This is a genomic window from Lysobacter sp. Soil_N_51, assembly GCF_057655755.1.
Map to the genome: position 1 here is coordinate 233,450 of NZ_JBDGLR010000001.1, position 15,804 is coordinate 249,253.

Sequence of the window (15,804 nt, forward strand, 5' to 3'; positions counted from 1 at the left end):
CGCCATGCACGCTCGCACCTCGCCCGCCGCCTCACCGCGCCTGATCCGCAATCACCTCGGCGCGGCGCTGGCCGCCGCGCTCGCCCTGTCGCTGGCGGCCTGCCAGGCGACCGGCGATCTGGCCCCGTCGCAAACGGCGGCGCAGGCGCCGGCCAAGAACGAAGCCGCCGGCACCGACACCACCGCCGACGCCCGCTTACGCAACGACGCACCGGCCGATGCGGCCGCCGCAGCCGAGCCCGCCGCCAAGCCCGAAGCCGAACGCGCCAACCTCGGCGCCGCGACCGTCGCGAAACCCGCCGGCAGCATCGAAGCGAAATCCGCTGCGCCCGCCAACCACGCCGCCCCGCGCGAGCGGTCGCTCGACCGGGTCCAAGTCACCGGCTCGCGCATCGCCCCGACCTACGCCAAGCGCATGGCGATGCCCGCCGCCGTGGCCGCCGCCGCGCCGGGCTTCCTCGCGCCGCCCCCGCCTCCGCCCGCGCCGTCCTACTCGCAGCCGGCCAACACCGAGAAATACGCGCAGCGCGAAGACAACCCGGTCCAGCGCACCCGCGAACAACCGCTGTCGACCTTCTCGATCGACGTCGACACCGGCAGCTACACCAATGTGCGGCGCATGCTCAACGACGGCCTGCGTCCGCCGGCCGACGCGGTGCGCGCCGAGGAATTCATCAACTACTTCGACTACGGCCACGCCGCGCCGGCCTCGCTGGCGACGCCGTTCAAGGTCAGCACCGAACTGGCGCCGGCGCCGTGGAATGCGCAGCGTCAGCTGCTGATGATCGGCATCAAGGGTTATGACGTGCCGAAGAAGAATCTGCCGCCGGCCAACCTGGTGTTTCTGATCGACACCTCGGGCTCGATGAATTCGCCCGACAAGCTGCCGCTGCTCAAGAGCGCGTTCTCGATGCTCGCCCGGCAGCTGCGCCCGCAGGACCGGATTTCGATCGTGGTCTACGCCGGTTCGGCCGGACTGGTGTTGCCGCCGACCCCGGGCGACCGTCAAGAAGAAATTCTCGCCGCGCTCGACCGCCTGCAGGCCGGCGGCAGCACCAACGGCGGCGACGGCATCCGCCTGGCCTATGCGATGGCCAAACAGGCCTATGTCAAGAACGGCGTCAACCGGGTGATCCTGGCCACCGACGGCGATTTCAACGTCGGCACGGTCGACAACAACGCGCTGGAAACCATGGTCGCCGATCAGCGCAAGAGCGGCGTCGCCTTGACCACGCTCGGGTTCGGCAGCGGCAACTACAACGACGAATTGTCCGAGAAGCTGGCCGATGTCGGCGACGGCAACCATGCCTACATCGACACCGTGCAGGAAGCGCGCAAGGTGCTGGTCGAGGAAATGGGTTCGACCCTGATGACCATCGCCCGCGACGTCAAGATCCAGATCGAGTTCAACCCGGCGCAGGTCGCCGAGTACCGCCTGATCGGCTACGAAAACCGCCTGCTCAAGCGCGAGGACTTCGCCAACGACAAGGTCGACGCCGGCGATATCGGCGCGGGCCACGAAGTCACCGCGTTGTACGAACTCACCCCGGTCGGTTCCAGCGCGACCCGGCTGCCGGCGCTGCGCTACGCCAACGAGGCCGCGAGCAGCGGCGGCGGCAATGAGATCGCCAATCTCAAGCTGCGCTACAAGCGCCCGGGCGAGGATCGCAGCGTGTTGATCGAAACCCCGGTGCAGCGCTCCAGCCTGCGCGTGGTCGCGAGCGAACCGATGCGCATGGCCGCCTCGGTCGCGGCCTTCGCCGATGGGTTGCGCGGCGCCAGCCAGTACGACGGTTGGGGCTGGGACCAGATCGCCGCGACCGCGCGCGGTCTCAAGCAGGCCGATCCCACCGGTCAGCGCGCCGAGTTCGTGCGCCTGGTCGAACGCGCCAAGGCCCAGATCGGCGAACTCAAGCCGAGCAGCGGCGTGGCGATCAGCGAGTAAGGCTGCGGGTGTCGTCCGTGGCGGGTTCGACGATGTCAGGCTCGTCGAACTGCGCGCGGACGGCACCCTCTTTTTGTCCGCCATCGAGCGGCGCGGCGTCGCTCAACGCCTCGCCAGATGCATCGGCCGAACCGTCCAGCACGTCTTCGCCGTCGAATATCCGCGATTCACCGCGGATCACTTCGGCCGGTCGCCCGAACAGATAGCCCTGGGCGTAGGTGCAGCCCAGTTCGCGCAGGACCAGCCGTTGCGCGTGGGTCTCCACGCCTTCGCCGATGGTGTGGATGCCGAGCGTGCCGGCCAGCGCCTGGATCGCGCGCACCACCGCGATGCTTTCGGGCCGCGATTCGCCGACCAAGCCCGCGACGAAACTCTGATCGATCTTCAGACACTCGATAGGGAATCGGTGCAGGTACGACAACGCCGAAAACCCCGTACCGAAGTCGTCCAACTGCGCCAACACCCCGTGCTTGCGCAAGGTCTGCAACATCCGCAGCGCGCGCGGCACGTCGTCGAGCAGCGCCACCTCGGTGATTTCGATGCGCAGCCGCCGTGGATCGGCGCCGGCCTCGTCGATCATGCGCAGCAGGCGGTCGGCGAAATCGTGAGCGCGGAAATGCCGCGGAGACACGTTGACCGAGATATAGCCATGGCCGCCGCGCGCGAGCTGCGCGATCACCCGCGCATACAAAATCCAGTCGGCCTCTTCGATCAAGCCGCTGTCCTCGCCCAGACCGATGAATTCGCGCGGCAACAACAGCCCGCGTTTTTCGTGGCGCCAGCGCAGCAGCGCCTCGTGGCCGATCACGGTCTGGTCGTCGAGCCGCACGATCGGCTGGTAGTGGGCGATGAAGGCGTCGCCGTTGATGGCGCGGCGCAGGTCGGCTTCCAGGTCGAGGATGCGCAGCGCCTGCTCGCGCATTTCTTCGTCGAATACGGCGAAACGTCCGCGCCCGGCGCCCTTGGCGCGGTACATCGCCGCATCCGCGTCGCGCAGCAGCTCGGTGCCGCTGCGGTAGCGCGGATGCCACATCGCGATGCCGACGCTGGCCGACGGAAACACCTCGCGCCCGGCCACCCAGCACGGCTCGCCGAGCGCGCGCAGCACGCGTTGAGCGAGGTCTTCGGCGACGATCAAGCCGTCGATGCTCTCGATCAGGATCGCGAATTCGTCGCCGCCCAGGCGCGCGACCATGTCGGCGCTGCGCACGGTGGCGACGATGCGCCGGCTGCTTTCGATCAGCAGTTCGTCGCCGGCCGAATGGCCGACGCTGTCGTTGACCAGCTTGAACCGGTCCAGGTCCAGAAACAGCACCGCGAACGGGCGGTTGTCGCGCTGGGCGTGGGCGATCGCGTAATCCAGGCGTTCGAGCAACTGGCCGCGATTGGGCAGCCCGGTCAGCGCGTCGTGCAGCGCCTGATGGGTGAGTTTCTGCTCGGCGCGCACGCGCTCGCCGATCTGGGCGACCAGTTCGGCGTTGGTGTGGGCGAGTTCGCGGGTGCGGGTGGCGACGCGTTGCTCGAGTTCGCCGTGCGCGGTGACCAGCCGGTCCTGCGCCTGCTTGCGGGCCAGGCCGATGCTGATGTGGTGGGCGACGAAGGTCAGCAGTTCCTGATCGCGGGCGTTGAAGCTGATCGCGCGCGAATAGCTCTGGATCGCGATCACCCCGACCACGGTGTCGTCGCGGAACAGCGGCACGCCGAGCCAGCAATGCGCGGCCGAGCCGTGGCTGCGCACTTCGCCGCGGCTGTTGAGCTCGGCGATGCGGTGGCGGTCGGCCAGCAGCGGCCGGCCCTGGCGGATCACGTATTCGGTCAGACCGTCGGCGAGCCGGCGGGTTTCGCGGATCACGTCGCGTTCGTCGATCGAATACGGGAATTGCAGGCGCTCGCCGTCGTCCGACAGCAGCGCGATATAGAAATTGCGCGCGTACAGCAGTTCGCTGACCACGTCGTGGACCTGGGAATAGAAGCGTTCCAGGGTGTCGGAGGTGATGGTCAGTTCGGCGATCCGGAACAGCGCGCGTTGCAGCCGCTCCGAACGCTGGCGTTCGATGATCTCGGCCTGCAGGTCGCGGTTGCTCAGCTGCAGCGCGTAGGTGCGCTCGGTGACCCGGCGTTCGAGTTCCTCGCGGGCGCGGAAGCGGTCGAGCGCGGTCAGGATGTGCTGGGCGACGAACGACAGCAGCGCGCGGTCCTCGTCGCCGTAACTGCCGGCGCTGTCGTAATGCTGGACCACGATCGCGCCGCATACGCGTTCGTCGCGGCGCATCGGCACGCCGAGCCAGTCGGCGCTGTCGGGGCCGTGGTAATCGTCGTCGGCCACGCCCAGGCGCTGACGCAGGTCGGCCGAACTGCCCTGCAGCGCTTCGCCATGGCGCAGCAGCGCCAGGGTCAGGCTGCTGGGCATCTCGTCGCCGCGGATCGCCTTGAGCGGGTCGGCCACGTAGGGGTCGTTGCAATCGGCGAAGTACAAAAAGCGCATCGTGTCGAGTACGTCGTCGTACAGCACGATGTAGAAATTCTCGGCGTACATCAGCCCGCAGACCACGCCGTGGATGCGGCTGAGCAGGTCGGTCATCTCCAGCCCGGAACCGGCCAGGTCGGCGATGCCGTACAGGGCCTGCTGCAGGCGCTCGGATTTTTCCAGCGCCTCGGCGCGGGCATGCGCGCGCACCGCCGACAGGTCGGCGGCGACGATCCGCCGCGCCATCGCCAGCCAGGCCGCGCGCAACGCGGTCGGCAGGGCCTGCGGCAGGTGCGCGACGATGCTGGCGCGGCTGCGGTCCTCGAGCCACCACGCCGCCTCGATGCGGTCGCCGTAACGGTCGTCGGAAGCGCCGATCGCGGGCGGATCGCGCTCGAGCAGGACCCGCGCGGCATCGCGCAGCGCGTGCTCGCCGCCGGGGGTGCACGATTCGCAAATGCGCCCGTGCGGCGCGGCGCGCCAGCACACCACCACCTGGGTCCCGGCCGGCAGCGCTTCCTGCAGCGCACAGGCCAAGGCCTCGTCGGTGGAGGTCTCGCTGACCGTTGCCCCTTGCATTACTTCGTTCCGCACCGGTTCGCCGCCTTCTACGCAGGACGCAGGATAACGCGAGCTTCACGCCAGCGCCGCAGGCCGGGGCCTGGCCGGCAACCCCATCCCCGCCCCCGGGCCGTTGTTACCTGCATGCAACTGGCCCTGCAACCTTCGCTATACGACCCGCTTTGCTCGCGCAAGCGCTTCCCGTCGGCGCCGCCAGGCCGTACCCTGCCGCGGATGAATTCCGCTGCGGATGCGAGCGACGACGTACTCATGCTGGCCTGGACGGGCGGCGACGTCGCCGCGTTCGAGGTTCTGTACGCGCGCCATCGCGGCCCTTTGTACCGCTTCTTGCTGCGGCAGATCCGTGATTCGGCGCTCGCCGACGAATTCTTTCAGGACATCTGGCAGCGCGTGATCGGCGCGCGCCATGGCTGGAAGCCCGATGCGCAGTTCAGCACCTGGCTGTTCCGGATCGCCCACAACCGCCTCAACGATCACTGGCGCGGCCTCAAGCACCGCCCGCCGGCGCCCGACGACGGCGACGAGCGCGCCGCGCGCGTGCCCGACCCGACCACGCCCGAGCGCGAACTGTCCGAATTCGAACAGCGCCGCCGCCTGCAGCGCGCGATCGAGGAATTGCCCGAGGAGCAGCGCGAAGTGGTATTGCTGCGACTGGAACAGGAACTGAGTCTGGAGGAGATCGGCGAGATCACGGGGGCCGGCCGCGAGACGGTCAAATCCAGGCTGCGCTACGCGATGGACAAGTTGCGCGCGAGGTTGACCGAATGAACCGCCGTCCCGACGCTCCCGATCCCTTGTCGCCCGAAGAACGCGAGCTGGCCCAGCGCCTGCTGCGGCTGGGCCCGAGCGACGGCCCCTCGCCGGCGCTGGACGCGCGCATCCTCGCCGCCGCGCACGCCGCGGTGGCGAGCGAGCAGCCGCGCCTGCGCGCGAAGCCCAAGCAACGCTGGCCGATGTGGATCGGCGTGGCCGCCTCGCTGAGCCTGGCGGTCGGCATCGCCTGGCAACTGCGGCCGGCGGACACGAAGATGGAAGCGGTCCAGCAGGAACAGGACGCGGCCGTGGTCGCACGCGCCCAGGTCGAGCCGATCGCCGACAGCGGCGGTGGCCAATCGGCCGACATCCAGGCCGAAGCGGCCGCGGCAGCGCCGGCAGCGGTGTCCGCCGCCGATTCGGTCGCCGCGCCGGCGATGCCGGCCGAGGTAGCGCCCGGCGCCGGCATGGCCGCCGACCGCGCGGCCGATGCCGCCGCGCCGATGGCGATGAAACCCGCTCCGGCGACCGCCCAGTCGGCACCACCCGCACCGTCGGCGCCGCCCAAGGCGATCGTCGAAGACCAAGCCGCCAAGCGCAGCCGCGCCGAAGAGGCCCCGGCCAGCCAGCAGGCCACCGCAACCGATGCCCGTGCGACCGAACCCCTGCGTCGCATCAAGGCCGCGCCGGCCGAACGCGAACTCAAGTCCGCTCCCGCGATGGCACCGCCCCCGCCGCCGCCCGCGCCGCCGGCACCGATCGGCGTGATGTCGGCGCCCGCGCCGGTCGAGGCCGCGCCCGCCGCCAACGCTGGATGGGCCTCGCCCGCGGACAACCTGAGCAGCCAGCGCGCCGCGAAGGCCGCGGCCGTCGCCGCCGACGCGGCGACCTTGGGCAAGGCCGAAAGCTACAGCGAGCGCGCCGACGTCCAGGCCGCGCCCGAGCCGTCGAGCAAGAGCAGCAATGCCTCGCCGGCCCTCGATCGGATCGAAGTGACCAGCAGCCGCATCGGCGACGACGCTGGCAACGAAAGCCGCTTGGCCCCGGGCGAATGGCTCGATCGCATCCGCGGCTACCGCGATGCCGGCGAGACCGGGCGCGCCCGCGAGAGCCTGCAGCGCTTCCGTCGCGCCCACCCGCACACGCGGGTGCCGGACGATCTGCGCGCGCTGCTGAAATGAGCGCGGCCGCCTCGGCGCGGCCGTTGCCGGCCCGGTCCGACGCATGCCGCGTGCATGCATCCGTGCGCGCGCATGAGCTCGCTGTCATGAGCCCGCTCCGATGAGCATGCTCCGATGAGCCCACGTCGATGAGCGACGGCGCCCCGACCGCGACCCTCGCCGCGCGCGCCAGCCATCAGATCGAGGTCAAGCACAGCCGCTTCCTGGCCCTGGCCGCGCCGGTGACCACCCCCGCCGACGCATTGGCCTTCGTGCAGGACGTCGCCGACCCCGACGCCACCCACAACTGCTGGGCCTACCGCATCGGCGGCGAATACCGCTTCAACGACGACGGCGAACCCTCCGGCACCGCCGGGCGGCCGATCCTGGCCGCGATCGACGGCCAGGGCCTGGACCAGGTGGTGGCCGTGGTGACGCGCTGGTACGGTGGCATCAAGCTCGGCGCCGGTGGATTGGTCCGCGCTTACGGCGGCAGCGCGGCCGAGTGCCTGCGCCGCGCCGAACGCCGCGAACTGGTCCACTACCACGAACTCGACCTGGCCTATCCGTTCGAGGACATCGGCGCGGTCCATGCCGCGTTGAACGCCTTCGGCGCGCACAAAGACCACGAACGCTTCGATGCCGACGGGGTGCGCGTGCGAATTCGCCTGCCTACGTCGCAATTGCCCGCCTTGAAAGCGCAGCTGCGCGACGCCACTCGTAATCGCGTGCGCCTGGACGATCCCGGCGAACGGAGCCCAAGCCGATGAACGCCACCCGATGACAGACTCCAGCGCCGGCTACCGAGCCGACACCCGCCGCGACCTGCAGAAAGCCCCGATCGGCAGCCTGCGCACCTTGTGGCCGTTCGTTCGCAAGTACCGCGGCTTGTTCATCGCCTGGCTGTTCGCCCTGGCCGCGTCCAGCGCCGCGACCCTGAGCATGCCGCTGGCGTTCAAGAAAATGATCGACCAGGGTTTCGCCCAGAGCGCCACCGGCGGCGGCAGCGGCGCGATCGACCAGGCCTTCCTGATCCTGTTCCTGGTCGCGATCGCGCTGGCCCTGGCCACCGCGCTGCGCTTCTACCTGGTCTCGCTGCTCGGCGAAAAAGTCGTCGCCGACCTGCGCGAAACCCTGTACCGCCATGTGATCGCGCTGGACGCGGGCTTCCACGACCGCACCCGCAGCGGCGAACTGGTCTCGCGCCTGACCGCCGACGCCGAACTGCTGCGCAGCGTGGTCGGCTCGAGCATGTCGGTGGCCCTGCGCAGTTCGGTCACGGTGATCGGCAGCCTGGGCATGCTGTTCTATACCAGCCCGCGCCTGGCCGCCTACGCCCTGGTCGGCATCCCGCTGGCGGTGCTGCCGATCATCCTCGGCGGACGCAAGCTGCAGAAGATCTCGCGCTCCACCCAGGACCGCATCGCCGACGCCAACACCCTGGCCGCGGAAACCCTCGGCGCGGTGCGCACGGTCCAGGCGCACGCGCGCGAACCCTACGAACAAGGCCGTTTCAGCGAATCGCTGCGGATCGCGGTGCAGACCGCGCGCAAGCGCATCACCGCCCAGGCCCTGGTCACCGCGACCGCCATCACCCTGATATTCGGCGCGATCACCCTGGTGTTGTGGTCCGGCGCGCACGACGTGGTCGCCGGCCGCCTGAGCGGCGGCACCCTGGGCCAGTTCGTGCTGTACGCCCTGATCGGCGGCGGCTCGATCGGCGCATTGGCCGAAGTCTGGAACGACCTGCAACGCGCGGCCGGCGGCATGGGCCGGATCAGCGAACTGCTCAACGAAAACAACGCAGTGCAGGCGCCGGCGCAGCCCCTCGCGCTGCCGCGGCCGCTGCGCGGCGAGATCGTGTTCGACCGCGTCGCCTTCCACTACCCGCAACGCGTGGATCTGCCGGCACTGCAGAACTTCAGCCTGCGGGTCAATCCCGGCGAGACCGTGGCCCTGGTCGGCCCGTCCGGCGCCGGCAAGAGCACCGTGTTCTCGATCCTGCTGCGCTTCCACGATCCGCAGAACGGCGCGGTGCGCGTGGACGGCATCGACGTGCGCGATACCGATCCGGCCGACCTGCGCGAATCGATCGCGCTGGTGCCGCAGCAACCGACCATCTTCGCCACCACCGCGCGCGACAACATCCGCTACGGCCGGCTCGGCGCCAGCGACGAGGAAGTCGATCAGGCGGTGCGCGCCGCGCATGCCGAGGACTTCATCCGCGCCCTGCCCGAGGGCCTGTCGACCGAACTGGGCGAACGCGGCGCGCGCCTGTCCGGCGGCCAGCAGCAGCGCATCGCGATCGCCCGCGCCCTGCTCAAGGACGCGCCGATCCTGCTGCTAGACGAAGCCACCAGCGCGCTCGACGCGCAAAGCGAACGCGCGGTGCAGCAGGCGCTGGAAACGCTGATGGAAGGCCGCACCACCCTGGTCATCGCCCATCGCCTGGCGACCGTGCTCAAGGCCGACCGGATCGTGGTCATGGACCGCGGCAGCATCGTCGCCGAGGGCACCCATGCGCAGTTGCTGGCCGAGGGCGGGTTGTATGCGGAACTGGCGAAGTTGCAGTTTCTGGATTGAGGCGCGGGGCATAGCGGTTGGCGTTGGCGATCGCGGGTCCGCGCTCGCGGCTCGCGCCACTCCTACGCTTAGCCGCCCACGCCGGCTAAGCGAGCGCGTGCCTGCGCATCGAGCGAGGACCGGATCGATTCCAGGTTTCTGAGACTGTGCGCACATGACGGACTTGGGCGCCTGGCAGCCCCGCATTCTTGCCGCTGCCCGAGGTGGCGGCCCCGGGTTTTAACGAGCCATCGGCGTTGCGCCCGATCCAACGGCCGGCGAAGTTCGAAGCGGGTTGGCGCTGGGCCTCTACGCTGCCAGCGACTGGCGCGGATCTTCGGTCCGCCGCTGACCTGCGAAAGTATTTCGTAGCCAATCGAGCAGCGAGCGAGGTAGGCATCGGGGTTATCGGGCTCGCGCCTGCGTTGGTCGAACGGTGGCCGAGGGTTTACAGCCAAGCGCGCGATGCGGCCGTCGCTCGTCACGGAACTGCCGCCAAGGCCGGCTACGACGAAGCCGCGAACGCGGTGCCATGAGCCGACGATCCGGCGCGACCCGCCCGCGGCGCGGTCGCAAAATGCAACGCCCCGCACGAGGCGGGGCGTTGCGAACAGCTACGTTCTTATCGAACATGCGGCGATCAGCCGGCCCGCCATCTCAGCCCGAAGGCATGGCGCAGCCGATTCACGCGTGTGACCCGATCAGCTCGTGACCAAGGCCAGCCCGTACTGACTCAGCACCGGGTTGATCCGCTCGAAGAACGTCTGCCGCTGCGAGGTCGGCACCGAGCAATTGTCGTTCTGGCCTACGGGCAGATTGCCACCCGACGTCAGGCCCTGTGCCTGACCGGCGGCGGTGATCCACGAACCGCCCGAATCGCCGCGACCGGTGCAATTGTTGGCCCGGGTCAAGCCCCTCACGCTGCCGAGGCTGCCGTAGTTGACCGTCACGTTCTTGGCCGTGATCGTGCCGCACTTGTACTGCGTGGTACGGCCCGAACGGCAGACCGCCGCGCCGATCGCCGCTTCGGTGCTGCCCTTCACCGCGACGCTGCCGCCGGTGTAGTTGGTGACGCTTCCGACCAGCGTATGGCTCGCGCCGATCGTCACCCAGGCCCGGTCGGTATTGGGGAAGTGCGAAGCGGTGAAGGTGCCCACGTTGACGCCGCTGATCTGCACGCTCTGACCGGCCTTGGCGCAATGCCCCGCGGTCGCGAAGCCCTTGATCGTGCCCTTGGTGACCGGGAACCCGACCGAACACAGGCCGACTCGACCGGTGCCGTCTGACAGCGGCATGCGGTACTCGATGCCGCCCTGGACCGAAGCGGTGACCTGCGGGATGCCCACCGCTTCCTCGATCCGGATCGAACCGATATCCGCGCCACTGACAGCGACGAAATCGATCGCTTCCTCATCCGCGCCCGGCGTAACGGTCACCACCACCGCATTGGTGGTTGGATCGACGTACCACGACTGCACGCCGCTGCGCAGCTTGCTGATGCCCGGCACGCGCCGCTGCGCGTCACGGTTGAGCGCCGCCATGGAATCGTTGAGCTGCTTCAGGCTATGCCTGACATGCCGTAGTTCGACCCCGGCCACCCCGACGCTCTTGTGCGCGCCCGCGGTCGCCGCGACCACCCGATAGCTGCCATCTTCATTGCGCTCGACCCAACTGCCGGCGTAGCCACCGCCGAGCGTGCGACGCAGCGTGGATTCCTGGGTGGTGGCGATGCGGTCGGCTTGAATCATCTGCGCGACTTGCGCCGACGACAGGCCAAGATCGCGCTGCATGGCGAGCTTGAGGGTCGGATTGAGATTATCGGCGGCCATGGCGCTGCCGGCGGACAGCGCGGCGACAGCCGCGACCAGGCTGGCGCGCGAGCGCAGATTCGACTTCGATACGGACATGTAAGAACTCCTGACTTGAGTACGCGAACACGGCCGACGCCCACTAAAGACGCGACCGCAACGACATCGCCGTGAGCGACAGTGGCCGTTGCTTCGAAGTGCGATGCCTGAACCATCGACGCGCACCAAGAAACCGAACGACATAAACAGATAAAGACGATGCCATAGGGTTTAGCAAGACGAAGCCGCGCACCGTCGCGACAAAAAAAACCGAGCCCGTCACAGGAACGCGAATGTCATGGCGAAAAAATCGTTCCCGCGCCGTAGCCAGCCGATCCGCCGCTCGCGAACACCTCGATTAAGGCCCGATTAAAGCGCCCACACGACATTAAAATCTGCGCTAACAGCACTTTGCGCGTACATCGTCCTGCGTATGGACGAATCGACGATCAACGAACGCACACAACCGTCTCGCCCCGATCACGCAAAGCGTCGCTTGCGTGCGTCACCACTGAATTCGAAACCGATCGCGGGCCCGCATACGGATCGATCCCATCCCATCACCGTCGCAATCCGGCGGCGGCATGGCCGCAGGCAACGGCGCGAACCACAACGCCCCGCGAGGCGGGGCGTTGTGGGACGATCGCAGTGACGCTATCGCGATCAGCTGGTGACCAGGCTCAGCCCGTACTGGCTCAGGATCGGCCCCACGCGTTCGAACAGGCTGCTGCGCTGCGACGCCGGGATGCCGCAGTTGTTGCCGTTCGACTGCACGTTGCCGCCGGACATCACGCCCTGCGCCTGGCCGGCGCTGGTGAACCACGAACCGCCCGAATCGCCGCGGCCCATGCAGGCATTGCCCTGGGTCAAACCGCGCACCGCGCCTTCGGCGTAGTTGGCGGTGACGTTCTTGGCGGTGATGTTGCCGCAGCGATAACCGGTGGTGCGGCCGGAACGGCACACCGCCGCGCCGATCGCGGCTTCGGCGCTGCCGCGGATCGCGATCGTGCCGCCGCTGTAGTTGCTGACCGCGCCCTGCAGGGTGTGGGTGCTGCCCACGCTGACCCAGGCGCGGTCGTTGCCCGGGAACACGCGCGCGGCAAACGAACCGACCTGGGTGCCGCCGATGCGAACGATCGCGCCGACTCCGCCGCAGTGACCGGCGGTGACGAAGCCCTTGGTGGCGCCGCGGGTCACCGAGAAGCCGACCGAACACAGGGTGGCGTTGTTGATCGAGTACTCGATGCCGCCCAGAACGTTGACCGAAGTCTGCAAGGTGCCGGGCACTTCTTCGATCCGCACCGCGCCGGCATCGGCGCCGCTGACCGCGACGAAATCCACCGCGCGCTCGCTGGCGCCCTGATCAACCCGCACCACCACCGCATTGCTGACCGGATCGACGTACCAGCTCTGCACGCCGTCGAGCGGCTTGCTGATGCCCTTGACCCGCGCATTGGACGCGGCATCGAGCTGCGCCATCGAGTTCTGCAAGTGCTTGAGGCTGTGCCGCACATTGCGCAGCTCGACCCCGCCGATCGCGCTGGCCTTGCGCGCGCCCGCGGTCGCGGCGACCACCTTGAACGAGCCGTCGGCGTTGCGTTCGATCCAGCTGCCGGCGAACTGGCTGCCGAGCTCGCGTTCGATCGCCGAGGCCTGAGTGCGCGCGAGTTTTTCGGTCTGCAGGTACTGGGCGATCTGGCCGGGGAAAATGCCCAGGTCGCGCTGCATCGCGAACTTCAGCTCCGGGCTGACCTCATCGGCGGCGAAGGCGACGCCGGAAGACAGCGTGGCGACCGCGGCCGCGACGCAGAAAACGGAAGCGCGCACGAAACGGCGCGCATTGGACTTCGATACGGACATGCGAAGAACTCCTGAAGGAATCTGACATGGGATCGATGGAATGAAGCCGAGCGGCTTCTCGACGCCGCGCAATGGCGGCGGCCTCTCGTCGGCGAACCCGCGCGCAATCCGGATGCACGCTTTGTTCGCGAGGCCATTCCAGCTAAAAAGAAGTGCGCTTAATACGCAAGGTGTGCACATAAGGCGGCATCACACGCAGAGTCCGAGCCACGTCACAAGACGCGGTATTGGCATAAGGACATGAACCGTTAACGCCCTGGATGCGCCTACGTATCGTGCGTATCGGCCATGGTGGTTGCTGCAGTGCAGCGTTACGCGTATCGACGGATTCGCGCGGGCATCAGCAGCGCTCCTATGAAGGCATCACTGCGCTAGCGACATCACTGACTGTGTTGCATCACCTCTTCCGGATCCAGCGAGTAACTATCCAGTTGCAATTCGATACCGCGCTCGCCGAGCAAGCGAAGATTGGCCGGACTGATCGTTTCGCCGTCGTTGCGGCAGCCCATGAACAAGCCGCAGAACAGATTCAGCTTGAAACGCGATTGCAATTGCGCCCACACCGCCGGGTCGTCGTTCAGTCGGGCGAAGATGTCGTCGATCTGTGCATCCAGATCGCCGGGCGATCGGTCCTGCGCTTGCAGAGACCACACACCGGCACGGGCGACACGACGATGGCCGGTGGCCTTGCCGACCAGGACCTCGCCGCGGGTCCGCGCGCCGGTCGGCTCCGCGCCGAGCAGACGGCTGACCTCATCGGGGATCAACTCGTCGCCGAGGATATTCAAGCACGCCATGGTTTTTTCGAATGCGGGCATAGCGAGACCGTTGATTGAAATGCGGGACGCGACGTCGGACACGCGCATCTTCTCATTTCACACTCAATCATCGCTCTCGCGAAGTAATCCATGCGTACGCGCATCGCCCGGTTTCTCGCACATGCACAGGAACTGCCGGCATACGCCTACCGGGCCGCATCGCATCCCATCGCCGGCTTCAATCCGCTCGAGCGAACTCGCTCAACAGCCACACCGTCAGCAAGACCACGGCGACGACACCGGCGCCACGGCCGAGCCAGAACAAGGCCAGGGAAAAGTCCGCGCCGTGCACCGGCGGCGGAATCGCGGCCAGCGCGATCAGCGCCAGGGCCTGGGATTTACGCGAACCACGCATGGTTGCACCTCCCGCGACGGCCCGCATGGCCGCCTCACCGGACCTTACACCCATCCGGGGCAGGATGGGCCACCCTACCCCGTACAGGCGACGACCGGCGAACGCGCTCGTGTGCGCGCGGCCGGCGATCGGCGAGCCCATGCATGACGACGCGCAAATCCAGCCCTATCTCAATCTCAGCGGCGACTCGGGCGTACGCGGTTACGCGATCGGACCGCAGGCGATCGCGGTCGAGTTCGGCGACGGCTCGGTCTATCTGTACACCGCCGACAGCGCCGGCGCCGAGGCGATCGCGCGCATGCACGAACTGGCGCGCGGCGGACGCGGGTTGAATACCTACATCAACCGTCACGTCCGCGATGGTTATGCCGAACGCCTGCGCTGATCGCCGCGGGCGCGCGCGTGTCCGATCGCCCCGCCTCATCCGATCGAAGTGAACACGCTGTCGCCGCGCGCGGCCGCATCGGCATAGAACGCGGTCAGCACCGTGTAATACGAGACGACGTAATCCTTGGCCTCATCGCCGTCGCGCAGCCAGATCACGTCGGGATAGATGTCCGCGTCCGCCAGCGCCTGCGCATCGTAGCGACGGGCGAACTCGTCCGCCGGCAAGCTGGCCAGCGCGGTGGCGATCTGGCGGACATGATCGGCCGGCACATGCCGCGGCGCGTCCTCGTCCGGATCGTCCGAAACCGGCTCGCCGCCGAAGATCGCCCAGTTCCACGGCGGCTCGCCTTCCCAGGCCGACTGATTGAGAACGAAATGAATCGCATGCCAAGCCTTGTCCAGGTACGCCACGCGCCCGGCCGCCTCGTCGGCGTCGTAGTCCGCGTACAGGGCCTCGACGATTTGCCCTGGCGCGCGCAACAACGCCGCCGTGCGTTCCGCGTCGACCGCGGTCGCGCTCCATGTCATGCCCATTCGAACGCGCTCCGTAATGAAGGTCTGGATCAAGGTCTGATTGAAGGTTTATCGGCGGTCAGCCTCGCTGCTGCGAAAGCGTCGTTCGCCGGTGACGATAGGCGCGTCGGGCCGATCGGTCGTTGCATTCGCGAGTCGATCCGAAGCGGCCGGGTTGCCCCGGCCGCCCTTGCGATCGAAGCGAGAATCAGGGATTCGGATCCGGCGGCTGCGACACCAGCGGCTCGCATTGCAGCCTGGATTCGCCGGCCGAGTTGCTGATCCAGTTGCAGTCGAGCCAGGTGCCGTCCTTGTCCTGGACGATGAAGGCCGAGGCGCTGAAGCTCAGCAGCACCAGGGCCAGCGACAACAGCGCGGGAGCGAGGCGGATCTTCTTCATGGTCTGTCTTCCTTGTCAGTGGGTTTTCACCGATGAGCACACAACCAGCTTGCGTCCACGCGGCCGGTCCGTTCGCGATGCGTTGCCGCACCCTGGCGTCGTCGCGGACACGAGCAGCCTAGCAAGTCGTCATCGCAGCCGCTGATATGCGCCGA

At 68.2% G+C, this 15,804-nt stretch carries 13 protein-coding genes; 6 read left to right on the forward strand and 7 right to left on the reverse strand.

Going from position 1 to position 15,804, the window contains the following annotated elements:
• The first annotated feature begins 415 nt into the window (after positions 1–415).
• On the forward strand, positions 416–1,945 hold the full coding sequence (locus AC3A4T_RS01050) for a vWA domain-containing protein (protein WP_487674026.1): 1,530 nt from the start codon (positions 416–418) through the stop codon (positions 1,943–1,945).
• Here AC3A4T_RS01050 and AC3A4T_RS01055 read toward each other — a convergent pair.
• Positions 1,935–4,991 carry an EAL domain-containing protein gene (locus AC3A4T_RS01055; RefSeq protein WP_487673697.1) on the reverse strand — a complete coding sequence of 1,019 codons (3,057 nt, stop codon included), beginning with the start codon at positions 4,989–4,991 and terminating at the stop codon, positions 1,935–1,937. The two genes, AC3A4T_RS01050 and AC3A4T_RS01055, sit on opposite strands and share 11 nt — an antisense overlap.
• Before the next feature lie 216 nt (positions 4,992–5,207).
• On the opposite strand from AC3A4T_RS01055, the gene AC3A4T_RS01060 reads away from it, so the two are divergent.
• The 4 genes from AC3A4T_RS01060 to AC3A4T_RS01075 all read left to right on the forward strand — a co-directional run bounded on the left by AC3A4T_RS01060 (position 5,208) and on the right by AC3A4T_RS01075 (position 9,490).
• Entirely contained in the window at positions 5,208–5,762 is a 555-nt protein-coding gene (locus AC3A4T_RS01060) for an RNA polymerase sigma factor (RefSeq protein ID WP_036112363.1), read from the forward strand.
• Positions 5,759–6,928, forward strand: a complete 1,170-nt coding sequence (locus AC3A4T_RS01065; protein ID WP_487673698.1) for a hypothetical protein — start codon at positions 5,759–5,761, stop codon at positions 6,926–6,928. Before AC3A4T_RS01060 ends, AC3A4T_RS01065 begins: the two co-directional genes overlap by 4 nt.
• A 128-nt stretch (positions 6,929–7,056) precedes the next feature.
• Positions 7,057–7,677 (forward strand): IMPACT family protein, encoded by a 621-nt coding sequence (locus AC3A4T_RS01070; RefSeq protein ID WP_487673699.1) that lies wholly within the window; start codon positions 7,057–7,059, stop codon positions 7,675–7,677.
• Positions 7,678–7,687: 10 nt separating this feature from the next.
• Positions 7,688–9,490, forward strand: coding sequence for an ABC transporter transmembrane domain-containing protein (locus AC3A4T_RS01075; RefSeq protein ID WP_487673700.1), 1,803 nt, complete (start codon positions 7,688–7,690; stop codon positions 9,488–9,490).
• Between the two features lie 680 nt (positions 9,491–10,170).
• On the opposite strand, the gene AC3A4T_RS01080 is transcribed toward AC3A4T_RS01075, so the two are convergent.
• From AC3A4T_RS01080 to AC3A4T_RS01095, 4 genes are all read right to left on the reverse strand, one after another.
• On the reverse strand, positions 10,171–11,376 hold the full coding sequence (locus AC3A4T_RS01080) for a S1 family peptidase (protein WP_487673701.1): 1,206 nt from the start codon (positions 11,374–11,376) through the stop codon (positions 10,171–10,173).
• A gap of 603 nt (positions 11,377–11,979) precedes the next feature.
• Complete coding sequence (locus AC3A4T_RS01085; RefSeq protein WP_487673702.1) at positions 11,980–13,176, reverse strand: S1 family peptidase; 1,197 nt, start codon at positions 13,174–13,176, stop codon at positions 11,980–11,982.
• Positions 13,177–13,556: 380 nt separating this feature from the next.
• Positions 13,557–13,973, reverse strand: coding sequence for a DUF4279 domain-containing protein (locus tag AC3A4T_RS01090; RefSeq protein ID WP_487673703.1), 417 nt, complete (start codon positions 13,971–13,973; stop codon positions 13,557–13,559).
• A 199-nt stretch (positions 13,974–14,172) separates the two neighbouring features.
• The gene (locus tag AC3A4T_RS01095) at positions 14,173–14,349 is read right to left on the reverse strand and encodes a hypothetical protein (protein WP_487673704.1); all 177 of its coding nucleotides are present in this window, start codon (positions 14,347–14,349) and stop codon (positions 14,173–14,175) included.
• Between the two features lie 139 nt (positions 14,350–14,488).
• Here AC3A4T_RS01095 and AC3A4T_RS01100 point away from each other — a divergent pair, with 139 nt between their 5' ends.
• The gene (locus AC3A4T_RS01100) at positions 14,489–14,734 is read left to right on the forward strand and encodes a hypothetical protein (protein WP_487673705.1); all 246 of its coding nucleotides are present in this window, start codon (positions 14,489–14,491) and stop codon (positions 14,732–14,734) included.
• 35 nt (positions 14,735–14,769) lie between these two features.
• Here AC3A4T_RS01100 and AC3A4T_RS01105 read toward each other — a convergent pair whose 3' ends face one another.
• Together AC3A4T_RS01105 and AC3A4T_RS01110 are read right to left on the reverse strand one after the other, a co-directional pair.
• Complete coding sequence (locus AC3A4T_RS01105; RefSeq protein ID WP_487673706.1) at positions 14,770–15,270, reverse strand: YfbM family protein; 501 nt, start codon at positions 15,268–15,270, stop codon at positions 14,770–14,772.
• A 187-nt stretch (positions 15,271–15,457) separates the two neighbouring features.
• Positions 15,458–15,649, reverse strand: a complete 192-nt coding sequence (locus AC3A4T_RS01110) for a hypothetical protein (RefSeq protein WP_487673707.1) — start codon at positions 15,647–15,649, stop codon at positions 15,458–15,460.
• Positions 15,650–15,804: the final 155 nt, after the last annotated feature.